Origin of the sequence: Streptomyces sp. M2CJ-2, from assembly GCF_016757295.1 — a bacterium.
GTDB lineage: Bacteria > Actinomycetota > Actinomycetes > Streptomycetales > Streptomycetaceae > Streptomyces.
Genome location: NZ_JAESIF010000025.1, coordinates 80,950 through 94,947, shown reverse-complemented (window position 1 = coordinate 94,947; position 13,998 = coordinate 80,950). Strand labels below are relative to the sequence as shown.

Annotated in this window: 12 protein-coding genes and 3 pseudogenes; 13 read left to right on the top strand and 2 right to left on the bottom strand. The window is 71.7% G+C overall.

Annotated elements, in window-relative coordinates; genetic code table 11:
• The first annotated feature begins 131 nt into the window (after positions 1–131).
• Both JL475_RS20175 and pgm read left to right on the top strand, forming a co-directional pair.
• Positions 132–560, top strand: a complete 429-nt coding sequence (locus tag JL475_RS20175; RefSeq protein ID WP_202279188.1) for a hypothetical protein — start codon at positions 132–134, stop codon at positions 558–560.
• A gap of 88 nt (positions 561–648) precedes the next feature.
• Positions 649–2,289 carry a phosphoglucomutase (alpha-D-glucose-1,6-bisphosphate-dependent) gene (gene pgm / locus JL475_RS20170; protein ID WP_202279187.1) on the top strand — a complete coding sequence of 547 codons (1,641 nt, stop codon included), beginning with the start codon at positions 649–651 and terminating at the stop codon, positions 2,287–2,289.
• Between the two features lie 46 nt (positions 2,290–2,335).
• Here the strand turns inward: pgm and JL475_RS20165 are convergent, their stop codons facing one another.
• Positions 2,336–2,860 (bottom strand): hypothetical protein, encoded by a 525-nt coding sequence (locus JL475_RS20165; RefSeq protein ID WP_202279186.1) that lies wholly within the window; start codon positions 2,858–2,860, stop codon positions 2,336–2,338.
• 192 nt (positions 2,861–3,052) lie between these two features.
• Here JL475_RS20165 and JL475_RS20160 point away from each other — a divergent pair, with 192 nt between their 5' ends.
• The 9 genes and pseudogenes from JL475_RS20160 to JL475_RS20120 all read left to right on the top strand — a co-directional run bounded on the left by JL475_RS20160 (position 3,053) and on the right by JL475_RS20120 (position 10,602).
• Entirely contained in the window at positions 3,053–3,220 is a 168-nt protein-coding gene (locus tag JL475_RS20160; RefSeq protein WP_202279185.1) for a hypothetical protein, read from the top strand.
• 44 nt (positions 3,221–3,264) lie between these two features.
• Positions 3,265–3,699, top strand: coding sequence for an AraC family ligand binding domain-containing protein (locus JL475_RS20155; RefSeq protein ID WP_202279184.1), 435 nt, complete (start codon positions 3,265–3,267; stop codon positions 3,697–3,699).
• 72 nt (positions 3,700–3,771) lie between these two features.
• Positions 3,772–5,037, top strand: a complete 1,266-nt coding sequence (locus JL475_RS20150; protein ID WP_202279183.1) for a glycosyltransferase family 4 protein — start codon at positions 3,772–3,774, stop codon at positions 5,035–5,037.
• Positions 5,034–5,858 (top strand): transferase, encoded by an 825-nt coding sequence (locus JL475_RS20145; RefSeq protein ID WP_202279182.1) that lies wholly within the window; start codon positions 5,034–5,036, stop codon positions 5,856–5,858. The genes JL475_RS20150 and JL475_RS20145 overlap by 4 nt, the downstream gene beginning before the upstream one ends.
• Positions 5,859–6,199: 341 nt before the next feature.
• Positions 6,200–6,472: pseudogene (locus JL475_RS20140) on the top strand (NAD(P)-dependent oxidoreductase); the annotation flags it as partial.
• 23 nt (positions 6,473–6,495) lie between these two features.
• Positions 6,496–7,272: pseudogene (locus JL475_RS20135) on the top strand (hypothetical protein); the annotation flags it as partial.
• A 196-nt stretch (positions 7,273–7,468) separates the two neighbouring features.
• On the top strand, positions 7,469–9,196 hold the full coding sequence (gene ctaD, locus JL475_RS20130; protein ID WP_202279181.1) for a cytochrome c oxidase subunit I: 1,728 nt from the start codon (positions 7,469–7,471) through the stop codon (positions 9,194–9,196).
• Between the two features lie 28 nt (positions 9,197–9,224).
• A complete protein-coding gene (locus tag JL475_RS20125) occupies positions 9,225–9,566 on the top strand; it encodes a hypothetical protein (protein WP_202279180.1) in 342 nt (113 codons plus the stop codon).
• Positions 9,567–9,774: 208 nt separating this feature from the next.
• The gene (locus tag JL475_RS20120; RefSeq protein ID WP_202279179.1) at positions 9,775–10,602 is read left to right on the top strand and encodes a L,D-transpeptidase family protein; all 828 of its coding nucleotides are present in this window, start codon (positions 9,775–9,777) and stop codon (positions 10,600–10,602) included.
• Positions 10,603–10,856: 254 nt separating this feature from the next.
• Here JL475_RS20120 and JL475_RS20115 read toward each other — a convergent pair.
• Positions 10,857–11,245 (bottom strand): annotated as a pseudogene (locus JL475_RS20115) (MASE1 domain-containing protein); the annotation flags it as partial.
• 73 nt (positions 11,246–11,318) lie between these two features.
• Here JL475_RS20115 and JL475_RS20110 point away from each other — a divergent pair.
• A complete protein-coding gene (locus JL475_RS20110) occupies positions 11,319–11,669 on the top strand; it encodes a hypothetical protein (protein WP_109381155.1) in 351 nt (116 codons plus the stop codon).
• 320 nt (positions 11,670–11,989) lie between these two features.
• On the top strand, positions 11,990–13,978 hold the full coding sequence (locus JL475_RS20105) for a discoidin domain-containing protein (RefSeq protein ID WP_202279192.1): 1,989 nt from the start codon (positions 11,990–11,992) through the stop codon (positions 13,976–13,978).
• The last annotated feature ends 20 nt before the right edge of the window (positions 13,979–13,998 follow it).

Below are 13,998 nucleotides of genomic sequence, written 5' to 3'. Positions count from 1 at the left end.
CGGCACCCTGGTCAAGGTCCCCGCTGCCGGAGCCTCCCGGCGCTGCTCGGCCTGCGGCCTCACCACACCGCGCAGACCGGTCCGGGCGACCGGGCGGGTTTGCCGCGGGACTCAGCGGCAAGTCGGTTTCCATGAGTGAACAGAACAAGAGCCCGAATCAGAAGACCATCTCCACCCGGACCGCCGCGTCCAAGGCACAGAACGTCACGGAGAAGGCGACCGCCCCCGCCGAGCGGGCGGCCTCCGACGCCGCCGGCAAGGCCGGTGACGCGGCGTCAGCGGCCAAGTCGGGCGCGGAGCGGGCGGCCGAAGCGGCGAACGGCGCCGTGCAGAGCGCGGCCAGGGGAGTCGAGGCGGGCCGCAGGGCGGTCGTCGCCACCTCGGGTCAGGTCGCCGCCACCGCGGCGACCGCCTGGACGGTCCTGTCGAACCGCAAGCTCGTCGCCGCCGGTGTCGGCGCCGGCCTGACCGTACTGAGCGCCGCGTCCTACGCGGTGGGCCGCCGTGCGGGGCGCCACACCCAGGGTCCTCTCACGCGGATGACCGGCGGACGCATCTGACCCGGGGCGGTTCCACTCGCGCGGTGCGGCCCCGAAGGGGAAGGATGTGTCCGCAAGCGCACATTCAACCCTGCCAAGGAGTGGGCACATGCAGCACGAGAGAGCGGGCGGTCCGGCCGGCCCCGAGGATCTCGTCGACGTCGCTCGGCTGGTCACGGCGTACTTCGCCGTGCGTCCGGATCCGGAGGAGGCCGGGCAGCGCGTCGCGTTCGGGACGTCCGGGCACCGCGGCTCGTCCCTGGCGGGCGCGTTCAACGAGGACCACATCGCCGCGACCAGCCAGGCCATCTGCGAATACCGTGCGGGGCAGGGCACCGACGGCCCGCTCTTCCTGGGCGCCGACACCCACGCGCTCTCCGAGCCGGCCAGGGTCACCGCCCTGGAGGTGTTCGCGGCCAACGGCGTCACCGTGCTCATCGACAGCGCCGACGGATACACGCCCACCCCCGCGGTCTCGCACGCGATCCTCACCCACAACCGGGGCCGCACCGCGGGCCTCGCCGACGGCGTCGTCGTCACTCCCTCCCACAACCCGCCGGCCGACGGCGGTTTCAAGTACAACCCGCCCAGCGGCGGTCCCGCCGGCTCCGAGGCGACCACCTGGATCCAGGACCGGGCGAACGCCCTGATCCGCGGCGGTCTGAAGGACGTCCGGCGCATCCCTTACGCCCGTGCCCTGGCCGCCCCCGGCACCGGCCGCCACGACTTCCTGGGGGCGTACGTCGCCGATCTGCCCAGTGTGCTGGACCTGGACGCGATCCGGGCGGCCGGCGTCCGGATCGGCGCCGACCCGCTGGGCGGGGCGTCCGTCGCCTACTGGGGCCGCATCGCCGAACAGCACGGCCTGGACCTCACCGTGGTCAACCCGCTCACCGACCCCACATGGCGGTTCATGACCCTGGACTGGGACGGCAGGATCCGCATGGACTGCTCCTCGCCGCACGCCATGGCCTCCCTCATCGCGCAGCGGGACCGCTTCGACATCGCCACCGGCAACGACGCGGACGCCGATCGGCACGGCATCGTCACCCCGGACGCCGGCCTGATGAACCCCAACCACTACCTCGCCACCGCCATCCACTACCTCTACGCACACCGCGAGCAGTGGCCGTCCGGGGCCGCTGTGGGCAAGACGCTGGTGTCGTCCGCGATGATCGACCGCGTCGCCGCCGACCTGAAGCGCGAACTGGTCGAGGTGCCCGTCGGCTTCAAGTGGTTCGTCGACGGACTGGCGGGCGGCACCCTCGGCTTCGGCGGGGAGGAGTCCGCCGGCGCCTCCTTCCTGCGCCGCGACGGTTCGGTGTGGACCACCGACAAGGACGGCATCCTCCTCGCGCTGCTCGCCTCCGAGATCACGGCGGTCACCGGAAAGACCCCCTCCGAGCACTACGCCGCTCTCACCGCGCGCTTCGGCGAGCCCGCCTACGAGCGGATCGACGCCCCGGCGACCAGGGAGGAGAAGGCCCGTCTGGCGGAGCTCTCCCCGGCGCAGGTCACCGCCGACACCCTTGCCGGGGAGACGGTCACCGCGGTGCTCACCGAGGCCCCCGGGAACGGCGCGTCCATCGGAGGGATCAAGGTGACCACGGCCAACGCCTGGTTCGCGGCCCGCCCTTCGGGCACCGAGGACGTGTACAAGATCTACGCCGAGTCCTTCCAGGGCCCCGACCACCTCCGCCGGGTGCAGGAGGAGGCCAGGACGGTGGTCCTGTCGGCGCTGGGCGGCTGAGCGGTCCCGCGTGGCCGGTCCCTCGTGCCGAGGGGCCGGCCACGCGTCAGCCCGTTTGGACCGCCGACGTGGTCGGGGAAGGAGAGGCCAGTCCGGTCGGCGGCGACGTCGCCGTGGGCAGCTCCGCGGGGATGTCCTCCGACTGCTGCAGCACGGTGTCGCCGGGCCCCTGGCGCGGTGTGCCCGCCCCGGTGGACAGCAGGGACCAGGCGCCCAGGGCCACCGCGATCGCGGCGGCCGCGCCGATCACCCGGCAGACCCGGCGCACTCTGGCCCTGCCGTCCAGACTCCGCCACGAGGGCCCCTCCCACGGGTCCTCGGGGTGCCACAGGTCACCGACGAAGGCCGTGGTGTCGTCCGCCTGCCCCTCCGTGTCGCAGCGGGCGGCGGCGCCGGCCGGCTGCGGCTGCCTCCCCGCCGCCCGCTGCGACGCGGAGGGTTCGACGGGGGCGGAGGCGCGAATGGCACGCTCGTTGTCCGTGAGGAACCGCTGCCAGACCTCGTCCGGCAGGGACGGGGTGCCGTCCCCGCCCTCCGGCGTCTCGCCGTTCTCCGGTCGCTGCGCGGTCACGTCGGTTCGTTCCTCTCCGGTGCGGGAGCCCGCCGACGACACCACAGCCGACTCGCACCAGGACCCCTGCAGGATCATTGCACAGTGCAAAATCCGAAGAACAGGGGCCCGGCGGCCGACGTTTTCGCACTTTCCTTCCTCCTTTCGCCCCACCGGACGCACATGTCGCACCCATGACGCGAGCCGCCTCCGGTGGGCGAGCGAACGTATCTGCTCGAGGAGCCCGACACGCACCGGGCCCTGGAGGCACTGCGCGAGGACCTGGGCCGGCACACCGGCGGGCCGCCCGGCGACGACGCGGCGATGCGCCTGCTGCGCTACCGGCGTCACGGGTCCGGACACGTTAAATGTGCATGCTAGATTCCTATTTGAGAGGTCCCCTGCGCACAGGACGGTGACACCCGATGACGGCAGACGGCGACGACGCCACCGAGCACGACGGCGACCTCCCACTGCCGCGGACGCTGTGCGACACCGCGGCGCTGGCGGCGCTCGAGGACGCGTCGGCCGGCGCCCTGTGGCGGCTCGCGGAGCCGGGACGGCAGCTCGACGCCAATGTCGTACGCATCCCGCCCGGCCGACGGGTCGACACCCACCGCGAGCCCGATCTCGACGTCCTCCTGCTCGTCCTGGCGGGCGAGGGCTCGCTGGCCGCGCCCGACGGCACGCAGTCCCTGCGCGCGGGCACCCTGATCTGGCTGCCGCACGGCTCCACGCGGAGTCTCGCCGCCGGCGACGAGGGACTGACCTATCTGACCGTGCACCGGCGCCGCCCCGGCCTGCGGATCACCTCGCCCGGCGCCGCGAGTCCTTCGGACGGCCCTTCCCGGCAGCGGTGACGAGGCGAAACCGACACCAACAAAGTAATAACAACAGACAACTTCCGAGCGCTTCAGGCGGTCTAGTCCGCCATGAAGATCTCTTTCCTGATCCACAACGCCTACGGGATCGGAGGCACGATCACCACCACGTTCAACCTCGCGGAGGCACTGGCCGAGCGTCACGACGTGGAGATCGTCTCCGTGTTACGGCACCGGGAGCGCCCCCACCTCACCCCGCACCCCGCAGTGAGGCTGCGGGCCCTGGTGGATCTCAGGCGGGAACGGGACGATCCCCGGCACCGCAGACCGGCGAAGGTGTTCCCCTCAGCCGAGTACCGCTACCACCAGTACAGCGAGTTGACCGACCAGCGGATCGCCGAGTGCCTGGAGGGCATCGACGCCGACGTGGTCATCGGGACCCGGCCAGGACTCAACGTGCACCTCGCGCTCCAGGCCCCGCGGCACGTCGTACGCATCGGTCAGGAACACCTGACCCTCGACAACCACCCGCCGAAACTGCGCACCGCCCTGCGCCGCGCCTACCGGCGGCTCGACGTGCTCACCACCGTCACGGAGGCGGACGCCGACGCCTACCGGCGCAAGATGCGGCTGCCCGGGGTACGGGTGGAGGCCCTCCCGAACAGCGTCCCCGACCCCGGGCTGCCCGCCGCGGACGGCACCGCCAAGCTGGTGATCGCGGCCGGTCGGCTGACTCCCGTGAAGCGGTACGACCTGATCATCGAGGCGTTCGCCCGGGTCGCGGCCGAATACCCGGACTGGCAGCTGCGCATCTACGGAAAGGGCGTGGAACAGGCCGGGCTGCGGCGCCTGATCGAGTCGCTCGGCCTGTGGAACAACGTTTTCCTCATGGGCTCGGCGACCCCCATGGAGGCGGAATGGGTCAAGGGCTCGATCGGCGTGGCCGCGTCCGACTTCGAGTCGTTCGGCATGACGATCGTCGAGGCGATGCGGTGCGGACTGCCCGTCGTCAGCACCGACTGCCCCTATGGACCCGGTGAGATCATCAAGGACGGAGTCGACGGCAGACTGGTGCCGGTCGGGGACGCCACCGCTCTCGGCGCGGCCCTGCTGGACCTCGTCCGCGACGACGAACTGCGCCGCCGCATGGGCGGGGCGGCCCTCGACAACGCCCGCCGTTACGCACCCGGCCCCGTCGTGGCGCAGGCGGAACGCCTGGCCCGGGAAGCCGTGACGGCCCGAAGCGCAGGCCGGCGCCTCGCACCGGAGGACGGCCGCACACACCGCGCCCTGGCCGGTCGGGGCCACGCCGCCGCCGACCTCGCCCGTGCCGCCGCGTCCGACGCGCTGCGCACCCTTCGGAAGGGACACCGATGAGCACCCGGCGGGACACGGACGACCTGCGCGCCCACTGCACCGTCGACACCGACGGCCGGATCACCTTCCGCCTCCGGCTCCGATCGCCCGGCCGCCCTCGACTGGCACTGGTACCACGGCCGAAGAAGAACCGGCCGGAGCGGCCGGCGCACTTCCTCGACCTCGAACCCCACGGGGACGACGGAGACGTTCGGGCGGTGCTCGCACCGCGACCGGAACTCACGGAGGGCCGCTGGGACGCGTATCTGCTGAGGGAGCCGGACGCCGGACGGGAGCGGCTGCGCCCCGGCCTGCGGGACCTGCGCGCGCTCGTCGACGGAACACTCCGGGTCGGGCCGTCCCCGGTGGCGGTCCGGGTGCCCTACGCCACGAAGGACGGCTTCCTCGCGGTCCGGGCCTGGCTGCGCACCGCCCACGCGGAGGCCGGCCGGCTCGACCTCACCGACGGTGCGATGACGGTCCGCGCGCGTCTGTACGGCGCCGAACTCACCGACGACGCCGAGGTGGTGCTCCGGCTTCGGGGCGACAGGACCACCGTGCGCGGCTACCGGCCGCGGGCCGAGGGCGACGCGTTCGACTTCTCCGTGCCCTTCGCGGAGCTGGCGGCCGCGGCGGCCGGCAACCAGGTCTGGGACGCCTTCCTGCGGCCCGCCGCCGACGCCCCGTCGGTCCGGATCAGTCGGCTCCTCGACGACATGGCCGACCGCAAGACGGTGTGCGTCTACCCGGCGTCCGCGGTCGGCGGAGCCGTCCTGCGCCCCTACTACACCGTCGACAACGACCTCGCCGTCGAGGTGACCGCGACGGACCGACCGCGGTGACCGAGCGATCGTCATGACGGCCGGCACCGCGCCCCTGTGGCGGGCGCCGAACGGTTTTTGGCGGAGCGAGCCCTCGCGGACGGCGCCGTCGGCCTCCTGGTCGGCCGCGCTGGACGTGCCCACAGCGCTGATGGAGCGGCGGCCGCGGCCGGGCAGCGCCCTGTACGCGAGGGGCTCGGTCTGCTCCGACCACGAGTGCGGCGCCCGCCTCGCCGAGGAGCATCCGCTGGCGGAGGCCGCGACGTGGACGCCGAGCGCCCCGGACACCGGTCCCGGCGGACCGGCCCCACCGACAGGCCCGGGGACCGGGGCGCTCGGCTGCGCGCACCGGCGGCCACGGCCGCGGTGCCGTCGTCGACCAGGACGCACTCACCGACGCCGTGCCGGCCGGCCGCATCCGTGCCGTGCTCGACGTCACCGATCCCGAAGTCCTGCCGTCCGACCACCCGTTGTGGCACTGCGAGCACGTGCTGCTCACCCCCCACCTCGCCGGTTCCCAGGGCAACGAGCTGCGCCGCCTGGCCGATCTTGCGCTCTTGGAGATCGCGCGCTGGGCCGCCGGCGACGGCTTCCTCCACCCCGTACGCCGCGAAAGGGTGTCCTTCCTCGCATGAGCGTCCCCTTCGAACTGCCCCCGGAGGAGCGCGACCGCGTGCTCGCCCTGCCCGCGCCCGGACTGCTCGTCCAGGCGACCCGGGCCGACGGAGTCGTCCGGCTGCACCATCACGGCAGCCACCATGTGAGCCCGCACCAGGAGGAGTCGGCGGCCGAGGACGACCCCCACTACGGGCGCCAGGCCTACTCGACCCGCACCGGTCCGACCGCGATCGGGAACATCGCCGACAACCATCTGTCCGCGGTGGTCGGCGGCCGTCCCAGTGCCCGCCGCCGCGTCCACCCGCTGGGCGCCGGACACGGCGAGGGGTGGGGCTGGGCGGCCTCCTGGCACCAGCCGGTGTTCGGCGACGGCCCGCCGATGGTGCCGGGCCTGCGGATGGAGAGCGTCACGGTGGCCCACGGCCGCCACGAGCCGAGGGTGCACCGGGTGGTGGGGGCGCCGGTGGACTCCCGTGTCACCCACACCGGCTGGGCCACCGGCCCCGACGAGCCGCCGGTCTCGTCCCTGCACGGCCTGTACGGCTGGGACGGTCCCGCCCCGGTCCTGGTCCGCGCTCCCCAGGGCACGGCCTTCACCCGCTGGGCGCGGGTACCACGGCTGACCGGCCGGGCCGGCGGCACGTCCGTCCACGTCAGCCTGGCGAGCCTGACCGCCGCGGCGGACCCCGGGCCCTTGTCGGAGGCGGTCCGGGAGATCCGGGTGGACGGGGCAGCGATCGAGGTGGGGTGGGCCGACGGCGGAGCCCGCACCCGGATCACGTTCGACCCGGTGGAGGTCGGCCACCCACAGCAGTGACGCCCGCTGCGCCGAACGGCCCCGTCACCTGGCGGCTCGTCCCGGAGTCCTGGAGAGTCGTCCCGACCGGCGCGTGGGCCGCCGGCCGGTCGGCACACACCGCGACGCGCCGGGCCGGGTACGGGTCTTACAACTATGGCCGCGATTGCGGAATCCTGCCGGAGGGATTCTGGGCTTATGAGCAAGGAGCGGAACAGTGGCGGTGCACAGTGCGTCGGACTCACTCGAGTCGGACATTTACGAGGACGAACTACCGGTCCGGCGAAGGCGCCCCGGGAAAGTCGTCGTCGCATGGCTGACCACGACTGATCATAAGACCATCGGCACGCTATATCTCACGACAGCATTCGGATTCTTTATTTTCGGTGGCATCCTCGCGTTGGTCCTGCGCGCCGAACTCGCCCGGCCGGGGCTGCAGATCGTATCGAACGAGCAATACAACCAGGCGTTCACGATGCACGGCACGGTCATGCTGCTGATGTTCGCGACGCCGCTGTTCGTCGGATTCGCGAACTGGATCATGCCGCTGCAGATCGGCGCCCCCGACGTCGCCTTCCCGCGGCTGAACATGCTCGCCTACTGGCTCTTCCTGTTCGGCTCGCTGATCGCGATCAGCGGTTTCCTCACCCCGGACGGGGCCGCCAGCTTCGGCTGGACCGGCTACAGTCCGCTGTCGAACGCGGTCCGCTCGCCGGGCCTCGGCTCCGACCTGTGGATCATGGGTCTGGCCTTCCAGGGCTTCGGTACCATCCTGGGCTCGGTCAACTTCATCACCACGATCATCTGCATGCGCGCCCCCGGCATGACCATGTTCCGCATGCCGATCTTCACCTGGAACGTGCTGCTCACCGGTGTCCTGGTCCTGCTCGCCTTCCCGGTGCTGGCCGCCGCGCTCCTGACGCTCGAGTACGACCGGAAGTTCGGCGCAACGGTCTTCGAGGCGGCCAACGGCGGGCCGGTGCTGTGGCAGCACCTGTTCTGGTTCTTCGGTCACCCCGAGGTGTACATCATCGCGCTGCCGTTCTTCGGCATCGTCAGTGAGGTCATTCCGGTCTTCAGCCGCAAGCCGATCTTCGGCTATCTGGGCCTGATCGGCGCGACGATCGCGATCGCGGGTCTGTCGGTGACGGTGTGGGCGCACCACATGTTCGCCACCGGCGCGGTGCTGCTGCCGTTCTTCTCCTTCATGACCTTCCTGATCGCCATCCCCACCGGGGTGAAGTTCTTCAACTGGATCGGCACCATGTGGAAGGGGTCGCTGAGCTTCGAGACCCCGATGCTCTGGTCCGTCGGCTTCCTGGTCACCTTCCTGTTCGGTGGTCTGACCGGGGTCATCCTGGCCTCGCCGCCGCTGGACTTCCACGTCACCGACTCGTACTTCGTGGTGGCGCACTTCCACTACGTGGTGTTCGGCACCGTGGTCTTCGCGATGTTCGCCGGCTTCCACTTCTGGTGGCCGAAGTTCACCGGCAAGATGCTCGACGAGCGGCTCGGCAAGATCACCTTCTGGACGCTGTTCATCGGCTTCCACGGCACCTTCCTGGTCCAGCACTGGCTGGGCGCCGAGGGCATGCCGCGCCGCTATGTCGACTACCTGGCGGCCGACGGGTTCACCGGGCTGAACACGGTCTCCTCGATCGCCTCGTTCCTGCTCGGCCTGTCGCTGCTGCCGTTCTTCTACAACGTCTGGAAGACGGCCAAGTACGGCGAGAAGATCGAGGTCGACGACCCGTGGGGCTACGGCCGCTCCCTGGAGTGGGCCACCTCGTGCCCGCCGCCGCGGCACAACTTCCTCACCCTGCCCCGCGTCCGCAGTGAATCCCCGGCCTTCGACCTGCACCACCCGGCGGTCGCCGCGTACGACCGGGAGGTCAACCGTCCGGAGACCTCCGCCATCCAGCCCCCCGGGGACAGGCAGGAGTGATCTCACAGCCCAGCGTGTGGAGGAGCATGTGAACCCCATCCAGGACAGCGCCCGAGGCCTCAACCAACTCGAGGGGTACCTGCTGTGGGCGGCCGAGGTCGAGGACGCCCAGCGGCAGGCCGGCCGATTCACCGAGCAACTGCCGTGGTTGACGACCGCACAGCGCGAGGACGTGGAGCACCTCTACACCGCCGAGCGGATCGCGGCCTCCCGCGCCTCACTCGTCCGGATCTGCGACCGTGCGGCCGAGCTCCGGGGTGAGTACGAGGACCGCTACCGGCAGCTGCGGGTGCGCTGCGTGGCCGCCGCGGTGGTGGGCGCGGCCAGTGGCGTGGGCGCGGCGATCGTCGCGATCCTCACCGGGTCATGACCGACCGCAGCGACGCAGATGGGGGACGTTGCCCGGACTCGCGCGGGGTGCGAGGCGTTTTGACGAAGTCGAAGTCAGGCTGAGCCCCATGGCTTCATCGATCCCCATGGCTTCATCGATCGAAGGTCCGGAGCACGGGCGGCCCCGAGTTCCGTCCCGGGGCGGTCGACGGTCCGCCGGCCCCGTCCGGGTGCGCGGACGGCTGCCGATGTCGGCCGTCGCGCTCCTGGTGACGGCGGTCCTCACCGGCTGCGGAGCGATCAGCGGCAGCACGGCGCGGGAGTCCCCGACGGCCGCCGCGCCCACGGCCGCCACCTCCCCGGCCGCCACGCCCAAGGTCGGGCCACCGGTGGCCGGGCCGCCGGAGACCGGATCGCCGAAGCACGGAGCCCCCGGCGCCGGGAGCACCACACAGGGCAGGTCCGAGGCCGGCGCGGACACGGGGGCACCCGCCCCGCTCGGCGGTCTCGGCCCACGGACGCTGGCGCTGATCCCCGAGAAAACCCGCCAGGCCGTCGTCGTCACCGGCACGGGCAGGGACGCGAACCGCTCCGAGGCCGTGCTGTACCGGCGTACCGCCTCGGGGTGGAAGGCCGGCACCCCGTGGCCCGCCCGCAACGCCCTCAACGGCTGGACCGACGACCACCGGGTGGGCGACCTCCGCTCGCCGATCGGCGTGTTCACCCTCAGCGACGCGGGAGGCCTGCTGCCCGACCCGGGCACCCTGCTGCCGTACGACGAGTCATCGGGATTCGCCATCGGCGGCACGGGCTTCATGGGGGAGCCGCTCGCCGGCTCCTTCGACTACGTCATCGCGATCGACTACAACCGCGTCCCGGGCACCTCGCCGCTCGACCGGACACGGCCGCTCGGCGCCGACCGGGGCGGTGGCATCTGGCTGCACGTGGACCACCAAGGGCCCACCCAGGGCTGTGTGAGCCTGGAGGAACCGCACATGAGACAACTCCTGCGGGCGCTCGACCCCGCGCAACACCCGGTGATCGTCATGGGGGACGCCGGGTCACTGAGCAGGTGAACGCGAGCCGGGGAGTCGGTGCCGTACACGTCTCGGACTCGGCCGGATCTTCACCGCCTTCATCACCGGCGCCGTGACCGGCACCCTGCTGCCGCGGGGAGCGTGCCCCGCACCCCGCAGCCGGGCCACAGCCCGCTCGACCAGCCGGTGCCGCGCTCTCCCGTGCCGCGTCGCGTGGTCCACTCGCCCGTACTGCGTTCGTCCCGGTCCGGGTCGACCTCGGCCCGCTGTGTTCCGCCCTTGTCCGGGAGCGGCCGGTCAGGGGGGCTCTCGCCCGCGGTGAGGTGCTCCAGCACCTCGACCAGCTCCTGGCACGCGCGTTCCACGGAACGTCTGGTGTCGCGCTGCCCGGTGATCACCGCGGACAGGGGAGGAGCGAGGTCAGGGCCACCGCTCCGTTGAAGACCTGGAGATCGATCATCACCTCCTCGCGCGACAGGCCCTGGAAGGGCCCGGCACGATCGGTGGCCGCGACGGTGGCCATGACGGAGGCGAACAGCGCGCACAGCGAGCTGCCGATCAACTGGAACCGCAGCGCCGCCCAGACCGACAGGGGACAGATGAGGAACAGCATGCTGATGCCGATACGGGTGACCAGGGGCACCAGGCCGACTGTCACGACCACCACACCCGTGGCCTCCTTTTCCGCGGGGCCGGGTACGGACGGGTGGAACGCGAGTACCGGAGCGCGCCGGGAAAGACCCTAGGCTGTGTCCATGGAGCAGCGCGAGATCATGCAGCGGGGCGTCGGCATCCTCACCGAGGCCCTCGAGATGCGGCGGCAACTCCGAGAGAACCCGGACGCCGAGGTGATGAGGAGCGGGGCCGTCTCCAAGCTTCTCGAAGAGATGCTGCCGCACATCCAGTTGCCGGCCGACGCGAACGCCCGCGAGGTGGCTGAGATCGTCACCGAGAAGCTGGGGCCCGCCATCGTGCACATCACCTCCGCACTGACCTTCGCCTTCGTGCAGCTCGCCGAAGTGCACGACGCGGGTCGCACGGACGTGTCCTCCGCGGACGTCCTGCGCTCCATCTCGCTGCGCTACGAATCCGGGACCGAGCGGTAGCAGACGGGGGCGCCCGCCCCACCGGGCACGGGCGATGGGCGGCTGTGGCGTAACGGCGCCCGGGGAAAAGGGACCCCGGGCCCGCTCCACCGCCGTTCGTCCCGGCCTCTTGACGCGCTACGCGCCAGTAGCCATGCTCGGCTCATACTTTGTACCGGTCATGACAATCGGATGAGTCCGGGTCATCGGCCCGGGCCGTCCGGTGGGCCGGCCGTGCCGCTGACGGAGGGACGTGGGCCGTGATCACCGCTCGACGCCGGTACGGCGGTGGACGCCGCCAAGTCGCCCTCGCGGCGCTGCTTCTGCTCGTGCTCACCGTGATGTCCCTCGGCCCCACGCCCAGTTCCGCGGCCGACGGCGACTGGTGGGAGCCGACCACGCGGCCGGCGCCGGACTCCGGGATCGGCGTCACCGGTGAGCCGTTCACCGGTACCGACGCGCACGGAGAGGTCCGCGGGTTCGTCGACGCGCACAACCACATCATGTCCGACGAGGCCTTCGGCGGCCGGCTCATCTGCGGCAAGCCCTTCTCCGAGAAGGGGATCGCCGACGCGCTCAAGGACTGCCCCGAGCACTACCCCGACGGCTCGCTCGCGATCTTCGACTTCATCACCAACGGCGGTGACGGCAGACACGATCCCGTCGGCTGGCCCACCTTCGAGGACTGGCCGGCCCACGACTCGCTGACCCACCAGCAGAACTACTACGCCTGGATCGAGCGGGCCTGGCGCGGCGGGCAGCGGGTCCTGGTGAACGACCTGGTCACCAACGGCGTGATCTGCTCCGTGTACTTCTTCAAGGACCGCGGCTGCGACGAGATGACGTCGATCCGGCTGCAGGCGAAGCTGACCTACGACATGCAGGCCTACATCGACAGGATGTACGGCGGCGCGGGCAAGGGCTGGTTCCGGATCGTCACCGACAGCACCCAGGCCCGTCGGGTCGTCGAGCAGGGCAAGCTCGCGGTCGTCCTGGGCGTGGAGACCTCCGAGCCGTTCGGCTGCAAGCAGGTCCTGGACATCGCCCAGTGCGACAAGGCCGACATCGACGCCGGGCTGGACGAGTTGTACGACCTCGGCGTGCGCAGCATGTTCCTGTGCCACAAGTTCGACAACGCCCTGTGCGGGGTGCGCTTCGACGAGGGCGCGCTCGGCACCGCCATCAACGTCGGGCAGTTCCTGTCGACGGGCACCTTCTGGCGGACCGAGAAGTGCAGGGGCCCCCAGCACGACAACCCCGTCGGCCTGGCCGCCGCGCCCGGAGCCGAGGAGGAACTGCCCGCGGGCGTCGAGGTCCCCGCCTACGACGAGGACGCCCGGTGCAACGTACGAGGCCTCACGGACCTCGGCGAGTACGCGGTGCGCGGCATGATGAAACGCAACATGATGCTCGAGATCGACCACATGAGCGTCAAGGCCACCGGCAGGGTGCTCGACCTCTTCGAGGCCGAGTCGTACCCCGGCGTGCTCTCCTCGCACAGTTGGATGGACCTGAACTGGACCGAGCGCGTCTACGGCCTAGGCGGCTTCGTCGCCCAGTACATGCACGGCTCCGAGGACTTCGTCGAGGAGGCGCGGCGCACGGAGGCGGTGCGCGACGAGTACGGCGCGGGCTACGGCTACGGCACCGACATGAACGGCGTCGGCGGCTGGCCCGCTCCGCGCGGCGCCGACGCGCCCCACCCCGTCACGTATCCCTTCCGCAGCGTGGACGGCGGGTCCGTCATCGACCGGCAGACCACCGGCGAGCGCACCTGGGACCTGAACACCGACGGAGCCGCGCACCACGGACTCGTCCCCGACTGGATCGAGGACATCCGGCGCGTCGGCGGCCAGGACGTGGTGGACGACCTCTTCCGGGGCGCCGAGTCCTACCTCGGCACCTGGGGCGCCTCCGAGCAGCACCGGGCGGACGTCAGTCTCGCCAAGAACGCCCCGGCGACCGCCAGTTCGACCGAGTGGAACCCGTTCACCAGCTACGCTCCCAGCCGGGCGGTGGACGGCGACCGGGGCACCCGCTGGGCCAGCGACTGGAGCGACGACCAGTGGCTCCGGATCGACCTCGGTGCCACCCGGGAGGTCGGACGCGTCACGCTCGACTGGGAGCGTGCGTACGGGACTTCGTACCGCGTCGAGCTCTCCGCCGACGGCTCGCACTGGCGGACCGCCTGGTCCACGGTCTCGGGGGACGGCGGCCTCGACACGGCCCGCTTCGCCCCGGAACCGGCCCGCCACGTCCGCCTCCGGTTCCTGGACCGGGGGACCGACTGGGGCTACTCCCTGCGTGAGGTCGGCGTCCACAGGAGTTGACGGCGGTCCCCGCCCGGGAC